Origin of the sequence: Photobacterium frigidiphilum, from assembly GCF_003025615.1 — a bacterium.
GTDB classification, from domain to species: Bacteria; Pseudomonadota; Gammaproteobacteria; order Enterobacterales; family Vibrionaceae; genus Photobacterium; species Photobacterium frigidiphilum.
The window spans coordinates 164332-187609 of sequence record NZ_PYMJ01000007.1; the positions used below are offsets into that span (position 1 = coordinate 164332).

Below are 23278 nucleotides of genomic sequence, written 5' to 3' on the forward strand. Positions count from 1 at the left end.
TGCTGCCATTATTCACACTATGAATCGCTTTCAACTTATAGGCTTACTTGTTGTCTTTTGTGTCAACGCTTCATCAGCTATTGCTCAAGATAATGCAACAAACCTTCAAACGTTATGGCAACAGTTTTATCAGCAAGCAGGCTTGCTCTCACCAGAGCAAAACCTTAGCCAAGCCGACATTAACCGCTACCCTAAATCACTACTTCTCAGCAGCAGTCAGTACCCTATTTTCAGCCAATTCCACTGGCAGGAAATACAGCAGCTGTGGCAAATAGATGATCAATGCCAACAAAATCAGCCCCTAGTTACCAAAGCTGCATTACAAGATGCTATCGAGTTTGAACTGGCACTATGCCAAAGAAAGCCACTAGCAAATGATTGGTTTGATAATAAGGCCTTACTTCACCCTGCTGGCGGCAGCTACGCCGATCGATACCTTGCCTCGCTTGATAAACCATATCGTGAAAATTTTTTAGCTCAGCATCGGGGGCAATTAACGCTCGCTAACCAAGCGCATCCGTTGCACGCTTTACTTTCAGAGCTTTCACCTCAAGGAGTCGATGCGTTGTTATCAGGCTTTCGAGCTTACCTTACCGAACAGAACACACTGTGGTTAAACAGTGACTCGGGGTGGAAAGCCATCGACGCCAATCAATGGCAGCCTCTTGCACATTCGATGAAATTAGCGATAGCAGACAACACAGCCGCAATTTGTTCATTTCGGTACAGCAACATTTGTTTAAATGTCGCGACACCAGCGCCTCAACTAACTCGTTGGATTTTGGGCTTTTTAGCTTTAGCTATTGCATTTTTGATAACACGTAACATTTACCAACGGCGACAAAATGCAAAAGAACGACAATTTATACTCCAGCTTCTAACACATGAGCTAAGAACACCAATCACCAGTTTGGGCTTTACCGTAGAGATGTTTCGCGATCAATTTGATGAGTTAAGTGACAACACACAACAAACCGTATGGCGCTTAATGGCAGACCATCAACGGCTGGCTCAATTAGCGGAAACCAGTAAGGGCTATTTGAGTTCACAACCTGAAGAGCAATTTCAACATCAAAGCGCTTATCTCTCTGACTGGTTAGATCACTATTTAGAAAAATATTCACTGGATTACACATTGAACGAAGATCGAGAATTAAACCTACCCTACTATTGGCTTGGCATCTGTCTCGAGAACCTGATAAAAAATGCTCAGCAGCATGGTAAAGGTAACGTCGTTATCGATATTCATGTTGATCAAGTACTGCGAATTCAAGTGTCTGATCAGGGTGAATTCCCGAGTGTCGCTCAACGCTGGTTAACACTTATTAATCCTTCAATGAGTCAAACCAATATGGGGATTGGCTTAGCTATCGTCTCTCGCCTTATGAAACAAATGGGTGGCAAGCTTATCTGCCAACGCAAGCCAACACGTTGTATTTTGGAATTACCATTATGAACCAAATTTTATTAATTGAAGACGATAAGTTACTCGGTGAAGGGTTAAGTGAATATCTTATACAACAAGGTTTTGCCTGCAAATGGCTCACTAACATCCAAAACATTGAGACACACTGGTATCGTGCTGATCTGGTGATCCTTGATCGTCAACTAGCTGAAGGCGACAGCATTACACTTTTACCACAATGGCTTATGCTAAAGGCACTGCCTGTAATCATTCTTACCGCAAAAATTGAGGTAGAACAACGGATTGAAGGATTAATGGCAGGTGCAAAAGACTATATGGTGAAGCCCTTTTCTCATCAGGAATTATTGGCGCGTATTTGTGCCCAACTTCGTCCCCTAGGTGATAGCTCTGTTCGCTATCAACAAATAGAGATTGATGTATCAAATAGAGCATTAACCGATAATGGTTCTGCTGTCGAACTAAAACCTAAAGAGTTTCAATTACTACTGATGTTGATTCAAAACCAAGGGCGCGTTTTCCATCGAGAAGAGCTACTGAATAAAATATGGGGTTATCAAGCCTTCCCAACAACTAGAACCGTAGATAACCATGTCTTACGCATCCGTCAAAAATTACCTAGTATTCATATAGAAACGTTACGTGGTGTTGGCTACCGCTTGGTGAAAGCGTCATGAATAAACTGGTTTCATTACTTCTGATCTGCCTATTTATTAGCCCAATCACTCACGCTAAAGCTGACAACTGGTTTGCTGATACCCCACTGCAATCGAGCTATTCAGCTTTATCTGCAGATCAAACGCTGCTTGCTTGGCAAGAACTTCAACTCAGCTTGAGCCAAAATCAGATCAATGAGCACTATTGGCAACCGATCAAAGACGCGGTATTGAGTAAAACACAATGTGGAAAGCAACTGATTAGTGCTGTGAGTTTACCAGCCAGCATCGATGTCTCTTTTATCAATAAAAATAGTGTGAACAATCAGGGTTATCAGATAAAAATATCAACAGAGCAAGTCACGCAACCTCTTATTTTAAAGCTATTTGACGAAAATAATACGTTACTTGTCACTGCCAATATTCCCCAGCCAACCGAAGAGTATATTGAATTTGAAAGTAACGATTTATTGAGTACACCAAAGGCAGGAATATACCAACTATCGATTAATGACATTCGCTATCCACTGATTATTTCTTCCTTTACTGATACTGCATGGGTTCACTCAAACACACGTCGAGCATCTAAATCGTTAGTCGTCACACCACCAGCAAATAAAATAGCTTGTGCACCCGTTGTGATGAATTGGCAATGGTTTGATGAACAATACAACCAGATAGGTAAGCATATTTCAATGCAGCTAGCACCTGTTATGCCAATTACATCAACAGCAACTGATAGCAATTTACAATATGCAACAAAACGCCCAGCAACCACTCCTAGCAACGCGACATGGCTAAGTGCTGTAGTCAGCCAATTTGAATACCAAGGCGAAGTGAAAGTGGAATATGTTCAGCGCTTTAGTTTGCCTATTTCGACAATAGAGACATATAGGTGACAAAACGACATTGGATTTGCTCTGTAATACGCGCAAATCCAAACGGAATAATCACCATGAAAAAACCAACGTTTTTATTTACATTATTAGCAAGTGTTATCAGTTTCTCTGCCCACAGTGCATACATACAACTTAACCAAAACAATCAGCAAATCTCTATCGATCCTGATAATTTGCAGATTAACTGGCACAAACAAAATCACAACCTCTCAATAAACCAAGCCGCACTGGCGATTAACGATAAACCACAACATGCGATTCAGCTTGTGCAATCCAGCGACAATCAGGCTCGCTGGATGCTTAAACCCAGTAATATTACGGTATCTGCTACATTTGATGAAAGCTTAAATCTGGCTTTTACGGTTAACGAAAAAACAATCATCAAACGTAATCAGCCAATCAAACTAACGTGGTTTGATTTAGCAGAGCAAGCTACGCAAACCTTACTGATCCCTTTTAACGAGGGCATGCGTATTCCAACTGATAACAAAACATGGATAAACTACTTAAGCGAAGAGTATTCAGAATCTAATACTACACAAGATCTTAAAATGCCATTTTGGACCACGGAGCAAAATGGCCTGTATGTCAGTTACCAGTTAATAACAGCCACAGACAACACGCTGCATTTCACCCCATCTAAGCAAGCGGGCAATACGTTATTAGACATGCAAGCAACGCATGACTTCACGCCTCTTAATCGCTCACAAGCCTTTAGTGTACAAATATCCCTTGGTGATGAACCATTAGCGGGCGCAAAACAATACCGAAAGTGGCGTATTAACCATCAGCAAGCTCAGCCCCTTTCAGCAAAACGTATTGATAACCCAGAAGTCGAGAAATTAATTGGAGCGAGTCATGTCTATTTGTTTGGTCGTGACGTACTTGCCGTTGAAGATGTTCTGGATTGGTGGGGACTAAAAGATTGGTACTTTAATCAACCGCAATTTACACCACCTAAAAATGCGGTGAAAGAGCTCAAATCGCTTAATCAAGGTCAAGATTGGCTTAGTAAATACCATAAGCGCTTACTGGTTGAGAGCATTAACCAGTCAATCAATAATACCATACCAGCCCTTGATCATCCGCAGGGTAACAACGGTATTAAGGAACAATACCAAGCCGCTCAGCAACGTAAAGCTTGGCTAGCAATACAGGCGAGGAGCTATTTGATATCTCCCGATCGCTGGGGACAAGCTATTTCAAAAGATATGATCACGAACCTGCAAAAAGTTGGCTTAAAGAAACTTTGGCTTGGCTTAGATAATTGGATGCCTGCGTTTTATCAACCCAAAGTCGTGGAGCAAGCCAAGAAAGCCGGGTATCTCGTGGGGGTTTATGATTCCTACAATACTGCAATTGCCCCTGGGGTAAATGACGCTTGGCTTACAGCACAACTACCACAAGCAATGCACGAAGAGTGTGCGATAGAAAAAGCCAACGGCGATCAACAAAAAGGATTTCGTGGCAATGGTGTATATCTGAATCCAAGTTGTCACCGAGGTTACGTAGAAAATCGCATAAAAGACGTAATTAATTACGGGCGCTTTAACAGTATATTTCTAGATGTCGATGCTACAGCGATGGCACGTGAAGATTACAGTGACTCAAGTGGTGGGATGAATCAGACAGATATGCTCGCTGCATTTAACGCACGTATGGAGTGGATCGCTACAGATCAGCGTGTGCTATTAGGATCAGAAGATGGCAACGCTTTAACCACTCAGGGAATAGCCTTTGCACATGGTATGGAAACTGTGGGTTTTGGTTGGACAGATCCCGATATGAAGAGTAATCGTCAGTCTCCCTATTATTTAGGTGCTTGGTATCCAGATCAGAAACCTGCTTTTTTCTTTCAGTCAGCCCAACTCAAAGAACCGTACAAAACGCTACTGTTTGCACCGCAATATAGAATACCTCTATATCAAACAGTATTTCATGATGAGTTGATTAACAGCCACCACTGGCACAGCGACAGCCTAAAATTCAGCAACGTGCAAATAGAGCGAGACTTGATTTCTATGCTCTACAACACGCCAGCGATGGTTCATTTAAGCCGTGATGAAGCGAACACTATAAATGAACATCGTTTACAGGCACTTAAACACTATCAAAGCGGCTTTCTTCCTATTCATAAACAGCTATGGGATAAAGCACTGGTTAATTTCAAATGGCTCGATAAACAAGGGCTGTTACAGCAAACCACTTTTAGTGATGGCAGCAAAATTATTGCTAACTTCTCTGAACACGCTATGCCACTGACAGTACCCAATACCAAGCACCTACCATCAGGTGCAATTTTGGCTGTATTAAGCAATGGAAAAACCATTCAATGGCGTTCATCAACAAAAAAATAATGACTAGCCGGAAACGCGCAAGGTATCAGTAAATATTAATTTTCACTATTCATAAAATAGTCGGTGCTTCTTGCATTGACTATTTCATTCGCTCACGCGAGGGTAATTTATGATTGGCGCTCTCATGATAAATATCCGCCAAATATGAAGCTAACTCACTATCATTGAGCTCAGCAAAAATAACAACATCGTATATACGAACACGCATTGATATATCTGATTATAAATACAATAACCAGAATTTACTGAGTAAACAGCATGATGAAATTAGTCATTGTGGTCCATATATGACCACAATGACTACCTTGATGAACAACGAGAGATACACGCCAATTGGTGGAATAAGTTCGAAAGGATTCTAGCGAACGCTAATAATATAGTTGAAATCAAGAAGGTGTAATTACACGTATTCTCTTTACTAGAACAATCATTGTCATCCTGCTTCTTTAGGGCTTTCCATTACTACCATCGTTGCAATTGAGTTAACTTGTGGTATTTCACCTAACACGTCGGCGTGAAATCTTTTGTATGCAATTAAATCTTTCGTTTCAACCTTTAACAGATACTCGCTGACACCAGTGATGTTATGACATTCTGTCACTTCAGTAGCATCGTTTATACGTTCTTCAAATTCTAATTGAGCTTGTTTGCTATGATTTGACAATCCAACGGTTACATAAGCAACAAAGCACAGTCCGAGCTTATTACGATCAAGTACTGCTCGATATCCTTTTATCACACCGTTGCGCTCAAGCTCTTGCACTCGACGTAGTGTGGCTGAAGGTGATAAACCAATCCTATCAGCGAGCTCTACATTCGTTAGTCGACCGTTTAATTTCAGCTCGCGCAATATTCTTTCGTCAAATCTATCCATAAATGCAACTTATTGTGAATACCCTAGGTTTAATGGTGAAAATAGACACAAAATTCACCCTATCACGCATTAAAATATCAAAATTCAATACACATGGTAAGGAATTGATGTGGAAACACAACAAATTATAGCTTTAGTTACTTTTGCCTTTGTTTCAACCATTACCCCTGGCCCTAACAACATAATGCTGATGACATCTGGTGCTAATGTGGGCTTTACCCGTACCCTTCCACATATACTTGGAATTGTTTTTGGTTTTAACCTGATGATTGTGGCTGTGGGTTTTGGATTGGTTGAAATATTCAACTACTACCCGATGGCACACAGTGTCTTACAGGTCGGTTGTATAGGATACTTATTGTATTTAGCGATAAAAATCGCAGTAAGCAGATCGGATTACAATAAATCAGCTGGTTATAAACCATTGAACTTTGTGGCTGCAGCTAACTTTCAGTGGGTAAACCCAAAAGCTTGGTCTATGGCTCTAAGTGCAATCAGTATTTATAACATTTCAGGACAGTGGCAAGAAGTTATCATCATCTCATTGATTTTTGCCATAATAAATATCCCAGCAGCTAGTGCTTGGGCTGTCACCGGGCAAAAATTTCAATCAATTTTAACAAGTCAAACTAGTGTTAAATATTTTAACTATGGGATGGCGGCGCTACTTCTTATCTCAGCAGTAATGATGATATGAACGTTAATATAGTTCAACTCTAGTGTAATACAAAGCTCAGCCACCGAAATTTATATAAAGGAAAATTAGAATGTCCGCTTCATCGCATGATAATGAAAAACAATTCGTTGCTATTTTAAACAAAAAAATAGAGCTAGGCCGTACACTTAATGTTCTTAGTCATTTAAGTGTTGGTATCTCAAATGTACTCGAAGAAGGTGAAGCTATATTCGTTGATTACCAAGACCTAGACAATGGAATTCATCCTAGCTTATCCCATTATCCTTTTATCATTCTAAAATCAGATAATTCTAACAAGATCAGGAAAATACGAGAGCAAGCGATTGAAAAAGGTATTAAGTTTACTGATTTTACACATACAATGATTGAGGGCGGTTCAACGATTCAGCAACAAATAACAAGTCAAACAAAAGAAGAAGACCTTGAATATTTAGGAATTTGTTTATTTGGCGATGTAAATGTTATAAAAAGCATGACAAGAAAATTTAGTTTATATAAATGACTCTAAGGTGTGCCTTCTTTTTATCTATAAACGTATATCAGGGAGATTACTTCTTGATATACCAAAACATCCACTTATATCGGCTTTTTTTCATATTCTATATCAATACTTATTAGAGAAATAATTAGCCTATCAACACAGATCAAAGCAAGTTATGAAATCTAACAGATCATATCTAAGCTTTTCTTTTAATCTTTAACCATAATAAAATGGTGGAATCGTTGAACCATCACATTGGTGATACCTTCCACCAGCAGGGACACCACTTGCTAACTATCTTCGACAACAACCTCAATTAAGCACCCTATCCAGATACCATCCACTAACTAATTTTTTCCATTATATAATTTGTTAATGTTTACCCTCTTATTTCTACATTTTGCGCTTTTACAACCTTAAAACCAAAGTGCTCATAAAAAGGTTTTGCAGTAATGCTGACTTCAGAATAGTAACGGTGAATATTTTTTTACTGCCACAATTCAAAATATGCGTCATCAATGCTTTTCCAACACCCATACCTTGGTATTCATGGTGGCAAAAAAAATGATCAATAAAACCATCACTTTGCAAATCAGAGTACCCCACCACCACACCGTTAATTTCAGCTATAAAGGGATTAATACTATCCATCCTTTTTTGCCAAATAGAAAAATCAAACGATTCAGATGCCCACGCCTTTACTTGCTGTTCAGAGTAATCTCGCGAGTTGATGGTACGAACGGTATTAAAGAAAATACCCCAAGTTTCTTTTGCATCAGATTCAACATAACGTCTAATTAAAATCAATGTGTTCTCCTTTAATTGGCGTGAACCGTTCTACATCTATTGTCGGTGTAATCCGTAAATCGCATGACTCAGGATACGATCGCCCACTTTCTCGGCATTCGTGATGACGCCTTCTAACTCCATGCCTAAACGCTCACACACAGCCCGGCTTGCAGCATTGTCTACTGCCGCTGAAATTTCGACTTTGTTCATATTCAAATGAGAAAAAGCATAATCAATAAGGTATTGGCACGATCGCGTAATAATGCCCTTTCCTTGCATATCTGCGGCTAGCCAATAACCGATTTCAACTTTCTTGGTATCGTGATTAATGGTATTAAAGCCCATATTGCCGACAATTGAACCTTTATATTCAATCGCACAGTTCATTGACTTATTATCAGCATAATTATGAAGAGAATGTTGAATAAAGGCGTTAAATTCAGCTTCGGTTTTACAAAAGTAAGGCCATGATAACCATTGAGACAAATAGTCATGGTTTTCTTGCGCTAACTCGACATACCGAGGTGCAAAAGACGGATGTAGTAAACATAATTTAATGTCCTTATCGACAGTTACTGTAAACATGCTCTCTTCCTTGAATATTTTTAACGACTGTAAAAAAATTAAAACCAGCTAAACACTTAGCTTTAACTCTCATATGTATACCATCGTTTACAATAAGAATGCTATAACTCACTATTTTTAAAAGCCAATATCATTAAAAACACCATATAATTCAGCAATTGTATTATCATCAAATAGACATATAATATTTTAAATTAATCACGTGCTTACATTTATAGGGACGATAATGACAGCTACTGCCTACCTTAACTCACTAAACGAACGTTACTTGTCTATTCACCGAGCAAAAGAAGATTTCTTTTGGGATACCTACATGGGTATAAGTGATGATCATGATGGCTCGACAAAAGCAGAAACCGCATGGAATGCTTTTTTAAGCGCCTCTTCTCAAATATCTGACGTAAAAACGCAAATCGAAATCGCTGAATCTCTTGAAGAATCAGATGAAAAAACACAAACCCTAATCGGACTGAAAGGATGGCTCGCGACTTTTCAAGCACATGCTCTAGAGTCTGAAGAGGCACAGCAACTTAAAGCTGAACTCATTCAATTTGAAGCTAATTTGTTTGCAAAAAAACAGCAGTACGTTATGACGTATATCGGTGAAGATGGTGAGAAGGCAGAAGGATCGCTGCCTGTACTATCATCGAATATTCGTACCAGTGCTAACGAACAAGTACGTCAATCGTCGCATCAAGCACTATTAGATTTAGAACAATGGTTACTACAGAACGGTTTTTTAGCGTTAGTAAAACTGCGTAACAAGTTCGCCAAATCATTAGGCTATAACAGCTTCTTTGATTACTCCATTGTTAAAACAGAACAGATGACAACCGCTGAATTATTTACGATTCTTGATGATTTCGAAACTAGAACAAAAGACAGTCATCAAAATAGCTTAAACAACTTAATCGACTCTCTTGGTCCGCAATCGGTACAAGGGCATAACTTTGTATACTCGTTTTCGGGCGATGCTATGCGAGATTTAGACCCATTCGTTCCATTTTCTCAGTCGTTACGTCGTTGGGTTGAATCGTTTGGTCGTTTAAACATTGACTACTCTGGCGCTGAATTAACGCTCGATCTATTGGATCGTAAAGGTAAGTATCAAAACGGATTCTGCCATGGCCCTGTACCTTCGTTCTACGACCAAGGTAATTGGGTATCGGCAAAAGTGAACTTCACCAGTAATGCGAAACCCGATCAAATAGGCAGTGGCTATGACGGTATCAATACCTTATTCCATGAAGGCGGGCACGCTGCGCATTTTTCGAATGTAAAAATGAATGCGCCATGTTTTGCCCAAGAATTCGCGCCTACTTCTATGGCTTATGCCGAAACACAATCCATGTTTTGTGACAGCTTGCTAGGCGATGCTGATTGGTTAAAACAATATGCGTTAGACGCAGAAGGAAATGCCGTACCCGATAAGGTAATTAAAGCAATTATAGATAGCAAACAACCGTTTATGGCTTACGGTGAAAGAAGTATCTTGGTTGTTCCCTATTTTGAACGTGCATTATACCAACTCAGTGATGAAGAGCTAAATGCTGAAACGGTAACGAAACTAGCAAGAGAAATGGAAAAGAAAATTCTAGGCCTGGATGCTAGCCCACGCCCGTTAATGGCCATTCCGCACCTTTTATCAGACGAAGCCTCATGTGCTTACCAAGGTTACTTACTGGCTCATATGGCTGTCTATCAAACAAGAGCCTACCTAACAGAGGAACTTGGGTACTTAACAGATAACCCCGAGATTGGACCGCTATTAGCGAAGTACTACTGGAATGGCGGCAACAGCGTTAATCATAACGGCACCATCGTCAACTTGACTGGCGAAGGCTTTAACGCTAAATACTTAGCTGATGAGTGTAACTTATCATCTGCGCAAGCATGGGAAATAGAGCAGAAGAAAATATCAGCACTTGAGTCGAGAACTCGAGCTGAGGTTGCTTCTTTGAATGCCACCATCAATATCATTGATGGTGCCAACAAATTAGCTAACAATGCCCAGTCTGATAACGACATGTGCAATGAGTTCGAGCAATTCATTGTATCAACGTATGGTCGCTAGATAACCGCCAACTTCTTTATCGTAATTAGAAATCGTAAGAACAGTAACTAAAAACAATAAATAAAAACAGCGACTCTAGATTCTAGGGTCGCTGTTTTTTTTGTGTGTCTATAAAACTGGGAATAATAAGGTAATACGCAAGCCACCCTTCAATCGATTATCTGCTTCTACCTGCCCTTTCATTAAGGCCATCGATTCTTTTACAATCGCCAACCCTAAACCATAGCCACCAGATTGCTTGTCACGGGCTTCTTCCAAGCGCGTGAACGGGTCAAAAATGCGCTTTAAATGCTGAGGGTCAATACCTTTACCATCGTCTGCAATAATCACTTGGACATATTGCCCTTCATGCTCTTGCGGTAATTGAACGGTGATCGTGATTGTTGCTAGCTCTCCGGCATACTTGCTGGCATTAACGAGTAAATTTTTAATGACACGTAATAACAAACGACTATCAGCAAGCACCAAAGGGGTTTCATTATCAAAATACCCCGTTAAGCGTTGCTTCGGTTTCAAACACATCTGACTTTCTAACACTTGCGCTTGGCAAAAGATCTCAAGCTGTAATGGTTCTAAATTCGCAGAATAACTTGCATTCTCAATGCGACTAAATTCTAAAATTTCAGTCACTAAGTTATTCATTTCATCAGATTCATGCTCGAGCCGATCTAATAAATGCTGATTTTCTTCAGGCGTTCTTTTTCGGAGTAAATGTAAAGCCAAATTATGCCGCGCTAGCGGTGTACGCAATTCATGAGAAACATCTCTAATTAAACGTTTTTGCTGTTCTGCCAAGGTTTGAATACGAAATGTCATATGATCAAAATCATGAGCTAATTCTCGAAACTCTTTGACACCACGCCCCACTTCACTTGTTACTCGAACACTAAAATCCCCTTCAGATAAACGGCGACTGGCTTCTTGCAGCTTATTTAATGGTCGTTGTAGGTACCGAGCCAGTAATAATGAAAATACACATAGAATAAGAGCGGCAATAAAGATTTTAATTAAGCCAAAATACAATTTAAAATGTTGGGCTGGATGCTGATCAAGCGGAAACTGAATAACTAAACGATTACCATCGCGTAACGGTATTTCTATGATTGGACGGTTAACACGACTTTCCAATAATGAATCAATCTGTCTGATATACGCCAATTTAAATTCAAAATGCGGGTGCATATCTCGCCCACTCAATGACCTATTTTCTTTATTTAATACAAAAAGATAATAAGGTTGTCCTCGTTCCCAGTCTGCCAATTCATACATATCACCGTCAGCTATCATGATCTCGGCTTGGTTGGCGAGATCGAGCATCTGTTCTTGTATTTGTTCAGGTATGCGTAGCATTGCTTTGACTAACGCAATTTCTGCCACGTTTTGAATTCCAAGAATTAATAATAAAATAATGGCGAAATAGGAAAACAGTCTTACTGCTAATCCACAGCGATCATTAATAGCGCGTAAGGGAGAAAAGGCATTAGAAAAAATTGAATTCATTAAGTTTCACGTTATCGATTAGCGTAACACCTTACGCAATATTAACACTTTCGTAAAAGCTATAGCCTTTACCACGTACCGTTTTAATGTGTTGCTTTGACAAGCCTGACTGCAGCATTTTTCGTCTAATATTGCTGATATGCATATCAAGGTTACGATCAAATGGGCAAAGATCTTTTTTCAACACTTCTTTTTGCAATTCAGCTTTAGACACCACAATACCGTCATGCTTAATAAGGTATTCAAGCAGCTCAGATTCGGTGCCCGTTAACGGCAATCTTGAAAACTGTATCGACAAATCAGCCGTGCAGTTATTCAGCCCCTGACGCTGACGTTCAAGCCCGACTCTACGTAGTATCGACGTGATTCTTGCCAATAATTCAGGTACACGGAAAGGTTTCGCGACATATTGATCAGCGCCAGCTTGTAAGCCATCTAACATAGACGCTTCATCACCCAATGCGGTTAACATCAGAATAGGTGTGGCAAAACGTTGGCAAATACGGCGTGCGACTTGTAAGCCATCAATATTCGGTAGCATCACATCCAGTAATACTAAATCAACAGAGTGTGCTTGCATGTACGTCAGGGCACTTTCACCATCGTGAATATAATGGACATCGTAACCTTCTTCACTCAGCACTTCGGTTAATAATTCGCACAGCATTACATCGTCATCAACAACCAGAATATTTGACACAGCACTTACTCTTAATAAAAACGATTCGTATTCTAGTTAATAAAGTCAGATCAATCAATAATAACAATGCTTTTTCTAAGTCACTCTATTTAGATAGGAAGATAGTCAACAAAAACCAATGCATTCAACCGATAAGAATCACATTAAAATATTGACGATTAAGATCACTTAACCTTTCATCTCACGGATTTGACTAAGATACCGAATCCAACTTGTTGACGCAGCAGAAGACGTTATATTATTCGCTAGCTTGGCATGAATGATGGCACGGTCAAAGTCCTCTAGCTTGTAATAGGCGCGTACTTTTGCAAGCTCAACATCCGCCTTTTTAGCTTTACGTTTCACACGATCTAATTCTGTTAACGCCTTACGATAATGCCCTTCTTGCAACAATAACTGAGCCAACTCCCAGCGGTACCTATTATCCAACGCGGCCGCTTTAGCCCAAGTGGAAATCGCTTTATTCCACTCTTTAGCCATTTGCCAATACATCGCTTGATCAGAGAGTAATTTAGCATCGGTATCAACTCCATCCAATTCACTGAATAAGATGGCGGCGCGTTCTGGAATACCACGTTGCGCATAAAGTTGAGCGAGTGTTTTTAAATCTTGCTGGCGAAGCTCGACACCTTGATGCTTAGCTAATGCTAAAGTATCCAGTGCATCATTCGAGCGTCCAATTCGAATTTGAATGCCCGCTAATTGCTGCCACCATACGGTTTTATTTGGCTCTAAACCAATTAAGCCGTTCAGTGTGATAATCGCACCTTTCCAGTGTTTAAGTTGAAGTTGAGCACCCAATTTAATGGTTAACGGTTGTATATCCACTTTTTTATTGAATCTATCGAACTGCTTTAAGGCAGCAAGTACCCTGCTCCACTCTTCAATTTGATAGTGCGATTGTGCTATACGCAGCCACAATTCATCCGCTTTCTGATTATCAGGTATACTTTTCGATAACGTATAATAATGAGGAAGTGCCACTGTAAACTGCTGTTCTGACAATAGAATATCAGCCAGCATTCGCTGAGTTACCCAAGCTTGTTCATCATTCAATAAACCACTGTCGACAGCATAAGACAGATTAGCAATAGCATTTTTTGTATTGCCTTTTTGCCAATAGAAAATCCCCAGCATACGCTTAACAAATGCTTTGTCATACGCCCTAGAAGGGTTGAGATCAGCCAATAACGTGATGGCTTCATTTAATTTTTCGTCTTGCTGCAAATTATGAGCCCGCTGTACTTTGCCAGCAGTAAATTGAGAGAGCTCTTTCGCTTGAACGCTCATCGAGATACAAAGCATTAAGGTGCAGGCAATAACGACGTTTTTTAAATTCATCATTTATTTAACTTAAATTCAAGGCGAACAGTTTGACCCTGCTGAGAAATGGCTTTTCCATCAACAATTTTAGCCTGATATTTCCATTTACGCAGTGCTCGAATCGCTTCTCTTTCGAATAAGCGACGTGGCTTAGCATCTAGTATTTCAACATCGGTTGGACGACCTTGCGCATCAATAGTAAACGACAACACAACAAAACCTTCAGCGCCTTGCTTCATTGCACGCGTAGGATATTTAGGCTCTACACGGTATAGCGGCATGGCTTGTTGGTTCGCACCAAAATCTGAAAATTGAGGCACACTAATAGCAAGCCCAGTAATTGCCGTATCCAAACCTAAGGTCGGTATTGATGGTGCAGAAGTGGCAGTAACGGCTGATTGGGAACTTCTTGGTATAGCCTCTGGTGGCGGCTCTGGAGTATCCGGTTTTTCTGGTACGGTTCGCTGACGGCGTTGTGCGTCACGTTCTTGTTCAACCATGACGATATCGAACGCTAAAACATCAGATTTCTCTGGCGCTCTTTTATGCCCATTGTCTACCATCCACGCCATAAAGGTGAATAAAGCCAATGCCACAGCGGCAGATACAGGTAATGCGACCAATAGCCGAATAAACGATGATCGAAAAATAGAACGAGCAGGTACGGTGACGCCTGAATTCAACAGCATTAGCGCTTCTCCGCTGCCAACGCAATATTATTAACCCCAGCGCCTTTCGCTGCATCCATCACTTTTACAACGGTACCGTTATAAGCATGTTCGTCAGCTTGAATAACTAATGTTGCTTCAGGTTGTTCAAGTAATAGGTGTTCAAGTATTGCTTGCACACGCTCTACATCAACCACGCGCTTATCAATGTAAATATCATTCGCAGATGTGATAGCGACAAAGATACCTGCATCTTTTTGACTAACAATATTGCTCGCCTGTGGTCGATTAACCTCAACACCAGACTCTCGAACAAATGAACTGGTAACAATAAAGAAAATTAACATGATAAAAACAATGTCTAACATAGATGTCATGTCAATTTGTGCTTCTTCACGAGCAGAAGACGGACGACTCAGCCTCATCACTGGCTCCTTAATAGTTTTTCTAATTTCAATTCACGCAGATGACATGCTTTAGACAAACGTGCGTGAACAAACATACCCGCGAGTGCCGCTACCATGCCTGCCATGGTCGGCAACGTTGCGAGTGAAATACCCGAAGCCATTAACCTTGGCTGGCTACTGCCTTGAGTTGCCATCACATCGAAGACAGAAATCATCCCCGTTACCGTGCCAAGTAGCCCTAACATTGGACAAATAGATACCAATACTTTAATCAAATTTAAGTTTTGATTTAAGGCAGTACGCGCTTCATTTAACCAACCGTCGCGTACAGCATGGGCATACCATGATGTCTGATCATCACGATCATGCCATTTTTCGAGCCAAGCTCTTCTCTGGTGTGGATATTGGAAGAACAGATAAATAATCCGCTCTACAACCAATATCCAGCAAAGCATTACTACAGCAGCCAACCACCATAGTATTTGGCCGCCTTGGTTCATAAATTGCGATAATGAGAACCACCAGGCTTGTAAAAGGCTGAATTCCATTATGCTGTTGTTCCTACTTTTTCAGCCTGTTCAGCAACAAGACTAATACCTTGCTTCTCTAAAATATTTCGAATGATATCTGCTTGTGTACTCAATATATTATGCGCAAGCAACAGTGGCATTGCAGCAACTAGGCCTAACACTGTTGTAATTAGCGCCATAGAGATACCACCAGCCATAACCTTAGGGTCACCATTACCAAACTGTGTGATTACTTGAAAAGTTTCAATCATGCCTGTTACCGTGCCTAATAAGCCTAGCATTGGGGCTAAAGCAGCAAGTAGCTTCAACATGGACAACCCTTTTTCAAGGTGTTGTTGCTCATCGACAATGGTTTCAAGCAAGCGTAATTCCAATGCCTCAACACTTCGTCCTTGTTCGGTATAACGCTCTTTATTATCATAAAATACGCTAAGAACACGACCCAGTGGGTTATTACCAGGCACTTGAGGTTGCTTTAACTGCCCTTTAATTTGCTGGCGAATAATGAATAGCTTAGTGCCTCTAAAGAGCGCAATAATGCCGCCTATCGCGAGTAAGCCTAAAATAACCTGACCAACCACACCGCCGTTCTCTAACCGTTCTTTTAATGATGGGGTATTCGCCAATTGTTCCAGCATAATACCGCGTGATGGATCAACAATTAAAGGCAGTATTCCAGCCTGATTGATCGTTGATAAATCGGCTAAAACAGGCCCTTTCTGAGGCTGCTTTAAATACGGTTTAGCAACGTGGCGTTCATTGCTCCATTGCACATAGCCTTGTTCGCCCACTAAGCCAAAGCTACCAATACGGAAGGCATCAATATTTGCTTTGTACCCTTCCCCATTGATATAAGGCAAAGAAATAGGGGCAATCTCGCCACTTGCCGTTATCTGCTCTACCATTCCTTGCCACAAACCTGTTAACTGCAGCATAGAAGGCAATGCTTTTGCCTCTACAATTTCATTAACAACAGAAGCATATTTGGCACTATCAACACTGGTTACCGACGTCTCAATTTCAGTATTAAGATCTTTTGCAGACTGACGCACAACGCCAAATAACTCGCCCAAACTACCCGTATCTAAACGTAGTTGTTCTTCAAGGGTCGATAATTCTGCTTCGTTTTTACTGAATGTATCACTCAGTTTTTCAGTTTCACTTTGTAATTTCTCGCGCATAGCCAACAGAGAATCACGTTGCGCAAGAATAGATTGCTCTGTTTGTTTAAACCCCGCTTCACGTTGAACATTATGAGCACGTTGTTCTTTTTGTTCTTGTTTAGTTTTTGATACAAGTGATTCAGCTGAAACCGGTGATTCAGCTAACACAACAAATGGCATACTAAGTAGACAAACAGCCGTAACTAACGTTTTGAATTTCATATTACTGCTGCTCCACGTTAGTTAATGCAATGACGTTTGAAGTAGTGAGTTGTGTATCAGCTGCTAACTGAGCTGATACAGGTAAAGTGATCAAGCTTGGAGCAACCTGTTTATGTGCAATAGAGAATGCTTTATCAATATTTGAGCTTTGGTTACTGTCGATAGATTGCCAACCATTATCGATATCGTTCCATGCCCAATAACGCGTAGCATCTAAGCTTCTTGCGACTAAAGAGATCCGTCCTAAATACAACAAATCAACTTCAATGCTCGTGTCTGCATCTACTGTAATTTGACCTTGGTACACACCTAGTTTCGTGCCGTAATCCATTTCAATTTGATAGGCTTCAAGAATACGACGGTATTTTTCAGCATCACTGATATCGGCTTGCGACATCATAACGTCTAATTTGTTAAGTCGAGCCAAGCGTTGTTCATGGCGAATGGGCTTATCATCGATAATAATTTGCTTTAATCCATCAAGCATTTTATACATCAGCGGTACTACACCCTGTCGTGTTTCTTTTATACCTTGAATTTGCTGATTAATACTGGTCACTTCTTCATTTTGATTAACCACGAGACGAGATAAATGATCGCGATAAACCGTTAAATTTTTCACTTCTTCTTCAAGTTGCTCAATCTCTGCTTTCATGGTTAATGCCGCTTCTGCGCTTTGATCAACTTTTGTCTGGCTCTTAGTAGAAGCAGTATTGGTGTTACTTTCGATTGCACGAGCGGCATCAATATTGGCAGTTGCACTGTTTGCCATGCAGAGCATCAAAATGACCAAGCTAGGTTTTATTGCTTTCATATTGCTCATCAATAGTATTTAGGTGTAGTCAAAATTAAAAATACGCCTAGCAGCCTAGGAGTAAGATGCATCACTCTAATTGAAAATGAATCTCATTTAAAGAGGTTTTATCTGTAAATATAAGATTGAAAACACGGTGACTTCCTACCTAGACACATTAAATGTATAAAGTAAGCCATTTTAAGGCGAAACACCCACCAAGTATCCATGAAATTACTGTTGTTTTTTTGAAGTTCGATGAATTACTTGAAGATCGATGTATAATGCGTGCGATTTTATTCATAACGCGGTATTAGAAGTGACCCAACTAACTTTAGAAGCAATTCGCGAGCAATTAACCGAATTGAATTTCAATGCTGAAAACATCCGAATGATAACTGTTGAAGCGATGGATGATGCGCTTCTAGAAAGCTGCACCACAAAAGAAGACGAAAGTTTTTATAATAGCTACATGAACGTTATTTACCAAAAAGGTGAACGTTACGTTTTGGGCTATCGCTGCAATGAAGAAAAAATCATTGATCAGGCGATCATTAAAATTGGTGATAAGTACTTTGACCCAACAGAACAATCTAAGGGCGACTTCAAGCCTTATCAGTTTGCATTTTTAACTGAATTCAAAGTGTTCGACATGATGAAAAATGCTAAATCAAATAAAGATTTCCCACCTGATGTGGATTTTTTGTTTACTAGAGCTAAGCACTACAAAAACATCATCAATAAAGCAAAGTAACAAGTAACACACCACGTAAAAAGCATTTTAAAAAAGAGGGGCATCTATGCCCAAGTTACCTCAGGATGCTCGTTTCAGCGAAAATTTGTTGGGCTCTAGGCAAGGCGCTTATTTATAGACCTAGTCATTCTACGTTGAAAATAAGTAACACCGCATAGAGCCCAACAAAACTCGCCCTTCGGGAGTGATTCAGCGTATCTACTTCTGTGTCAAATGTATTTGAAAGGGAAAGCCATTCCTACACACATTTTCCTTGAATTAAACACGCTGAGATCACTCTGAATCCTGCATCTTGAGGTAGCTTGGGTATATAATTAACCGTAGATGCCCCTCTTTTTGTTTATTTAGTTACTTCTTTTACATAACGGATTACTACTTTGTAACCGTAATAAGTGCATTTGCTAAGTAATCTAATTGCTGTTCTTGCAAGCCTGCAATATTGATTCGACCATCACCGACCGCATAAATGCCATATTCAGCACGAAGACGCTCGATCTGTTCTGGGCTCAGCCCCGTTACAGAGAACATACCTTTATGCTGCTCGATGAAATTAAATGCATCTGAACCTTGTGCTCGCACAGCTTTGGTTAAACCAGAACGTAAGCTAAGCAAACGTTTATGCATTTGATCAAGCTCTTGCTTCCACGTTGCAGTTAATGCATCGTCTGTCAAAATAGTCGCGACTAATGCAGCACCGTGATCAGGCGGCATGGTGTAAGAAGCTCGTGCGAGTTGTAGAATCCGACCTTTTGCTTTTTGTGCTTCTTGCAAAGAATCACTGATAACAATGGCAGCACCAGTACGCTCTCGGTACAGACCAAAGTTTTTTGAACATGATGCCGCTACAATCATTTCTTCAACGTTGTCAGCCATGTACTTTAGACCAAGACCATCTTGTTCTAAACCATCACCAAAGCCTAAATAAGCAATATCGACAAACGGTAAGAAACCATTCTTATTGGCTAACGCAGTAACAGCTTGCCAATCAGAAAATGAAATGCCGGCACCCGTTGGGTTATGGCAACACCCATGAAGTAATACAACATCTTTAGGGCCCGCTTTTGCTAATTCAGCCAACATTGCATCGCTATTTACTTGCTTCGTTGCATGGTCAAAATACGGGTAGTATTTAACGGTTAAGCCAGCCGCTTCCATTACGGGCCTATGGTTAACATAGCTTGGGTTTGTTAACCACACAGTAGTATCTGGCTGCGCGAGGTGCATCAAATCAGCCAACATACGCAGTGCACCACTCGCCCCTGGTGTTTGTACAGCAGCTGCACGACTATGAGCAGATGTACCACTAAGCAGCAAATCCATCATCGATTGATTGAAGACTTCACTTCCAGCAAGACCAACGTAAGATTTAGTTGTTTGTGTTGCAAGTACTTGCTGTTGCGCCTGCTGAACAGCTTGCATAATTGGCGTTTCACCTTGGCTATTTTTATATACGCCAATGCCTAAATCCATTTTATCTTCACGATCATCTGCACGGTAGGCAATAGAAAGCGACAAGATTGGGTCAAGTTGTGCTTGTGTAAGCTGCTTAAACATAGAAGAAATTCCATTTTTACTGTTGATAACATCAAATTATCATTTAGCTTACAAAACGTCACGATGAAATCGCGATATTTATTCAGCATTATTCACACCACACGTAAAGATTCACAAACCTTATTGTAAATAAACACTGATCAAGATTAACATTTTAGAAACTTAACTTGCATGTACGGTTGAAAAGCCTAGATTTATATAAGAAAAGAGATTTTATTTCCCACTCAGTACCCCATTTCGGCACCAAGCCGATGTACGGAGGAATTATGAAAAACAGCGTTGATGTCCGTACCCTATTAAGTGTTTATGAAAAAGTGAAAACCCAAGGTCAACATTTTGAAAATAGCTGCAAGCTAGAAGATATCACCTGTACTGAAAGCCCTGATGGTTACTGTGTAAACTTGGCAGACAACAACGTAAGTCTTGATATCAATTTTCACAATACATACCACTTTCATACGATGAATGAAGACCCAGAGTCTGTAATCAATCAAACAACCACCGAGTTTCACAATAACAATGAAGCGCAAGTACAAGAATTTATCCACAAATTAATGCAATTAGATAAACGATATTAAGTTAGCTTACCTTATCGCTAACAATGCCATCGACAATGCAAGCAGATTGTCGATGGTACACGTCTCGAACCGCTTATAAATCACCCAAACATTCGCGTATTTTTACTTTAACGCTCATTAAGCCATCAAACGCACTTTTTGACCTTTACAGCCACAACGTTGCACCGTATTATTCGCCGCGTTGGAGAGATGGCTGAGTGGTCGAAAGCACCGGTCTTGAAAACCGGCAAGGGTTTATAGCCCTTCTAGGGTTCAAATCCCTATCTCTCCGCCACATTTAGAGAAGGGCGCTGATTTATCAGCGCCCTTTTTGCATCTAGCGTTTGTGGTTAGAGTGATTTGTTCCAAATCCACTTTAAACAGACTGGAATACTTTAAAATGCATTCATCTAATCTTAGCATCCTTTATTTCTTCCAAAATGCTGGCATAATATCGCCACAATAAAACTATGGAAAAAGTCCCATGACAATCGAACAAGCCTTAAAGCAACGTAGTGACTCTAAATGTGAACTATGTGCATCTGACTCTAACTTGACGGTACATGCTGTTGCAGCATCACCTGATTCAAGTGCTGGTAACTGTGTATTGCTTTGTGAAACTTGCCATAGCCAGATTGAAAACCCAGAAACAGCTGATACAAACCACTGGCGTTGCCTAAACGACAGCATGTGGAGCCAAGTGCCAGCTGTTCAAGTAGTGGCTTACCGCCACCTAACTCGTCTTGCAGATAAAACCGACTGGGCACAAGACCTAGTTGAAATGATGTACATGGAAGACGATGTTAAAGAATGGGCCGATAAAGGCCTTGTTGATGACAACGCTGAAAAACCACGCGATGTTAACGGTGTTGAATTAAAGAAAGGTGATGACGTTACTATCATCAAAGACCTTCCAATCAAAGGTTCTAACAACGTAATCAAGCAAGGTACTGTTGTTCGTGGTATTAGCTTAAGCGACGATCCTAAGCTAGTTTCAGGTAAAGCAAGCGGTCAGTCTATGTACATCATTGCTGAGTACTGCCGTAAGAAATAAGTTATTTTGCACCTTTGCAAAGTAATCTGATTGCTTGTTTCAAGCATGAAAAAGCCCCAATCATCGCCGGAGATTCTCCGATAATGATTGGGGCTTTTTGTTTTATTGCTGGTAATTGATGATTATCTCAGCCTATAATCGAACCAAATTTATTGCAGCAGAATATTTTTACTTCTGTTGTGAGCTTGTTAGTCGGGGAGCCTTAGGCTGAGACCACTTTTGTGGGACCCGTTGAACCTGATCCAATTAACATTGGCGGAGGGAACTAATAGTAATGCCCTTCTCTTTTGCCAATAAACATACTTGGCATCGCTTTCAAGGCAGCTGTTAACCCTTCGCGTATCATTTAGGGATTAACACATGACGTCTTTATCAAAAACACCGATTACTCTTACTATTGCAGGTTCAGACAGTGGCGGCGGCGCAGGTATTCAAGCCGACATCAAAGCAATTTCTGCAACAGGTGGTTATGCTTGCTCCGCAATTACTGCGTTAACTGCACAAAATACACTGGGCGTTTCTGGCATATTTTCGATTCCACCAGCGTTTGTTGAACAGCAACTTGATGCTGTATTTAGCGATTTAGACATTAAAGCCGTAAAAATCGGTATGTTAAGCGACACTATTATTATTAAAGCCGTTGCTAACAAACTGCATCAATATCAGCCTCAACATCTTGTTATCGATCCTGTTATGGTTGCTACCAGTGGCGATCTATTATTGCAACAAGATGCCATTGCGACGCTTAAAGATGTGCTGTTACCCCTCGCCGATATTATTACTCCTAATCTTCCAGAAGCCGCTGCACTCTTGGGCTGTAAAGCACCTACAAGTGAAGTAGAAATGGATGCGATGATTGAAGGTTTACGCACGCTTGGTGCTAAGTCAGTACTGCTAAAAGGCGGGCATCTTGAACAAGATGAAAACAGTACCGATATTCTGATCACAGCTGATGATGTTTATCGCTTTAGCACAAAACGTATTATCACCCGTAATACACACGGTACAGGTTGTACTCTTTCTGCTGCTATCGCCTCTTTCTTAGCACAAGGCTACCCACTCGTCGAAGCTGTTACTCACGCCAAGGGTTATATTTCCCACGCTATTTTTCATGCTGACGAATTAGAAATAGGTTCAGGGCATGGTCCTGTTCATCATTTCTTTGCGGGTCATTTTAACCCTGAAGCGTAATTCAACAGATCAATGTGAGAACAACCA

Annotated in this window: 23 protein-coding genes, 1 tRNA gene, 1 pseudogene and 1 riboswitch; of the genes and pseudogenes, 12 read left to right on the forward strand and 13 right to left on the reverse strand. The window is 40.5% G+C overall.

Going from position 1 to position 23278, the window contains the following annotated elements:
- The first annotated feature begins 19 nt into the window (after positions 1 to 19).
- Genes C9J12_RS09435 through C9J12_RS09450 form a run of 4 tightly spaced genes read left to right on the forward strand, consistent with a single transcriptional unit; the run spans position 20 to position 5335 of the window.
- Positions 20 to 1456, forward strand: a complete 1437-nt coding sequence (locus tag C9J12_RS09435; RefSeq protein ID WP_107242543.1) for an ATP-binding protein — start codon at positions 20 to 22, stop codon at positions 1454 to 1456.
- Positions 1453 to 2100, forward strand: a complete 648-nt coding sequence (locus C9J12_RS09440; protein WP_107242472.1) for a response regulator transcription factor — start codon at positions 1453 to 1455, stop codon at positions 2098 to 2100. Before C9J12_RS09435 ends, C9J12_RS09440 begins: the two co-directional genes overlap by 4 nt.
- Positions 2097 to 2978 carry a DUF2861 family protein gene (locus C9J12_RS09445; RefSeq protein WP_107242473.1) on the forward strand — a complete coding sequence of 294 codons (882 nt, stop codon included), beginning with the start codon at positions 2097 to 2099 and terminating at the stop codon, positions 2976 to 2978. Before C9J12_RS09440 ends, C9J12_RS09445 begins: the two co-directional genes overlap by 4 nt.
- Before the next feature lie 56 nt (positions 2979 to 3034).
- The gene (locus C9J12_RS09450; protein WP_107242474.1) at positions 3035 to 5335 is read left to right on the forward strand and encodes a glycoside hydrolase; all 2301 of its coding nucleotides are present in this window, start codon (positions 3035 to 3037) and stop codon (positions 5333 to 5335) included.
- A 79-nt stretch (positions 5336 to 5414) separates the two neighbouring features.
- Here the strand turns inward: C9J12_RS09450 and C9J12_RS31715 are convergent, their stop codons facing one another.
- On the reverse strand, positions 5415 to 5543 hold the full coding sequence (locus C9J12_RS31715) for a DUF7661 family protein (protein WP_456107138.1): 129 nt from the start codon (positions 5541 to 5543) through the stop codon (positions 5415 to 5417).
- A gap of 225 nt (positions 5544 to 5768) precedes the next feature.
- The gene (locus tag C9J12_RS09460; RefSeq protein ID WP_107242475.1) at positions 5769 to 6209 is read right to left on the reverse strand and encodes an Lrp/AsnC family transcriptional regulator; all 441 of its coding nucleotides are present in this window, start codon (positions 6207 to 6209) and stop codon (positions 5769 to 5771) included.
- 109 nt (positions 6210 to 6318) lie between these two features.
- Between C9J12_RS09460 and C9J12_RS09465 the strand changes: the two genes are divergently transcribed.
- A complete protein-coding gene (locus C9J12_RS09465; protein ID WP_107242476.1) occupies positions 6319 to 6906 on the forward strand; it encodes a LysE family translocator in 588 nt (195 codons plus the stop codon).
- 70 nt (positions 6907 to 6976) lie between these two features.
- The gene (locus tag C9J12_RS09470; protein WP_107242477.1) at positions 6977 to 7408 is read left to right on the forward strand and encodes a DUF2000 domain-containing protein; all 432 of its coding nucleotides are present in this window, start codon (positions 6977 to 6979) and stop codon (positions 7406 to 7408) included.
- 358 nt (positions 7409 to 7766) lie between these two features.
- Here C9J12_RS09470 and C9J12_RS09475 read toward each other — a convergent pair.
- Both C9J12_RS09475 and C9J12_RS09480 read right to left on the reverse strand, forming a co-directional pair.
- Positions 7767 to 8194 (reverse strand): annotated as a pseudogene (locus tag C9J12_RS09475) (GNAT family N-acetyltransferase).
- A gap of 36 nt (positions 8195 to 8230) precedes the next feature.
- Entirely contained in the window at positions 8231 to 8761 is a 531-nt protein-coding gene (locus C9J12_RS09480) for a GNAT family N-acetyltransferase (RefSeq protein ID WP_107242478.1), read from the reverse strand.
- Positions 8762 to 8987: 226 nt separating this feature from the next.
- Here C9J12_RS09480 and C9J12_RS09485 point away from each other — a divergent pair, with 226 nt between their 5' ends.
- Entirely contained in the window at positions 8988 to 10835 is a 1848-nt protein-coding gene (locus C9J12_RS09485; protein ID WP_107242479.1) for a M3 family metallopeptidase, read from the forward strand.
- 108 nt (positions 10836 to 10943) lie between these two features.
- Here C9J12_RS09485 and C9J12_RS09490 read toward each other — a convergent pair whose 3' ends face one another.
- The 8 genes from C9J12_RS09490 to C9J12_RS09525 form a co-directional block, all read right to left on the reverse strand.
- Positions 10944 to 12335: a sensor histidine kinase gene (locus C9J12_RS09490; RefSeq protein WP_107242480.1), complete on the reverse strand. Its 1392-nt coding sequence runs from the start codon at positions 12333 to 12335 to the stop codon at positions 10944 to 10946.
- Between the two features lie 31 nt (positions 12336 to 12366).
- Positions 12367 to 13035, reverse strand: a complete 669-nt coding sequence (locus C9J12_RS09495; RefSeq protein WP_011220786.1) for a response regulator transcription factor — start codon at positions 13033 to 13035, stop codon at positions 12367 to 12369.
- A 168-nt stretch (positions 13036 to 13203) separates the two neighbouring features.
- Complete coding sequence (locus C9J12_RS09500; protein ID WP_107242481.1) at positions 13204 to 14379, reverse strand: tetratricopeptide repeat protein; 1176 nt, start codon at positions 14377 to 14379, stop codon at positions 13204 to 13206.
- Positions 14376 to 15047 carry an energy transducer TonB gene (locus tag C9J12_RS09505; protein ID WP_107242482.1) on the reverse strand — a complete coding sequence of 224 codons (672 nt, stop codon included), beginning with the start codon at positions 15045 to 15047 and terminating at the stop codon, positions 14376 to 14378. The genes C9J12_RS09500 and C9J12_RS09505 overlap by 4 nt, the downstream gene beginning before the upstream one ends.
- The gene (locus C9J12_RS09510) at positions 15047 to 15451 is read right to left on the reverse strand and encodes an ExbD/TolR family protein (protein WP_107242483.1); all 405 of its coding nucleotides are present in this window, start codon (positions 15449 to 15451) and stop codon (positions 15047 to 15049) included. The genes C9J12_RS09505 and C9J12_RS09510 overlap by 1 nt, the downstream gene beginning before the upstream one ends.
- Positions 15451 to 15981 carry a MotA/TolQ/ExbB proton channel family protein gene (locus C9J12_RS09515; RefSeq protein WP_107242484.1) on the reverse strand — a complete coding sequence of 177 codons (531 nt, stop codon included), beginning with the start codon at positions 15979 to 15981 and terminating at the stop codon, positions 15451 to 15453. The genes C9J12_RS09510 and C9J12_RS09515 overlap by 1 nt, the downstream gene beginning before the upstream one ends.
- On the reverse strand, positions 15981 to 17348 hold the full coding sequence (locus C9J12_RS09520; RefSeq protein WP_107242485.1) for a MotA/TolQ/ExbB proton channel family protein: 1368 nt from the start codon (positions 17346 to 17348) through the stop codon (positions 15981 to 15983). The genes C9J12_RS09515 and C9J12_RS09520 overlap by 1 nt, the downstream gene beginning before the upstream one ends.
- Before the next feature lies 1 nt (position 17349).
- Entirely contained in the window at positions 17350 to 18162 is an 813-nt protein-coding gene (locus C9J12_RS09525; protein WP_107242486.1) for a DUF3450 domain-containing protein, read from the reverse strand.
- 298 nt (positions 18163 to 18460) lie between these two features.
- Here C9J12_RS09525 and C9J12_RS09530 point away from each other — a divergent pair, with 298 nt between their 5' ends.
- Positions 18461 to 18895: a hypothetical protein gene (locus C9J12_RS09530; protein WP_107242544.1), complete on the forward strand. Its 435-nt coding sequence runs from the start codon at positions 18461 to 18463 to the stop codon at positions 18893 to 18895.
- A 372-nt stretch (positions 18896 to 19267) separates the two neighbouring features.
- On the opposite strand, the gene C9J12_RS09535 is transcribed toward C9J12_RS09530, so the two are convergent.
- Complete coding sequence (locus C9J12_RS09535) at positions 19268 to 20449, reverse strand: amino acid aminotransferase (RefSeq protein WP_107242487.1); 1182 nt, start codon at positions 20447 to 20449, stop codon at positions 19268 to 19270.
- 266 nt (positions 20450 to 20715) lie between these two features.
- Here C9J12_RS09535 and C9J12_RS09540 point away from each other — a divergent pair, with 266 nt between their 5' ends.
- The 4 genes from C9J12_RS09540 (at position 20716) to thiD (ending at position 23251) form a co-directional block, all read left to right on the forward strand.
- Positions 20716 to 21027, forward strand: a complete 312-nt coding sequence (locus C9J12_RS09540; RefSeq protein ID WP_011220777.1) for a DUF3081 domain-containing protein — start codon at positions 20716 to 20718, stop codon at positions 21025 to 21027.
- Between the two features lie 183 nt (positions 21028 to 21210).
- Positions 21211 to 21301, forward strand: a tRNA-Ser gene (locus C9J12_RS09545).
- A gap of 189 nt (positions 21302 to 21490) precedes the next feature.
- On the forward strand, positions 21491 to 22060 hold the full coding sequence (locus C9J12_RS09550; protein WP_107242488.1) for a PhnA domain-containing protein: 570 nt from the start codon (positions 21491 to 21493) through the stop codon (positions 22058 to 22060).
- Positions 22061 to 22243: 183 nt separating this feature from the next.
- Positions 22244 to 22341: riboswitch (TPP riboswitch) on the forward strand.
- A 79-nt stretch (positions 22342 to 22420) separates the two neighbouring features.
- Positions 22421 to 23251 (forward strand): bifunctional hydroxymethylpyrimidine kinase/phosphomethylpyrimidine kinase, encoded by an 831-nt coding sequence (gene thiD / locus C9J12_RS09555; protein ID WP_107242489.1) that lies wholly within the window; start codon positions 22421 to 22423, stop codon positions 23249 to 23251.
- The last annotated feature ends 27 nt before the right edge of the window (positions 23252 to 23278 follow it).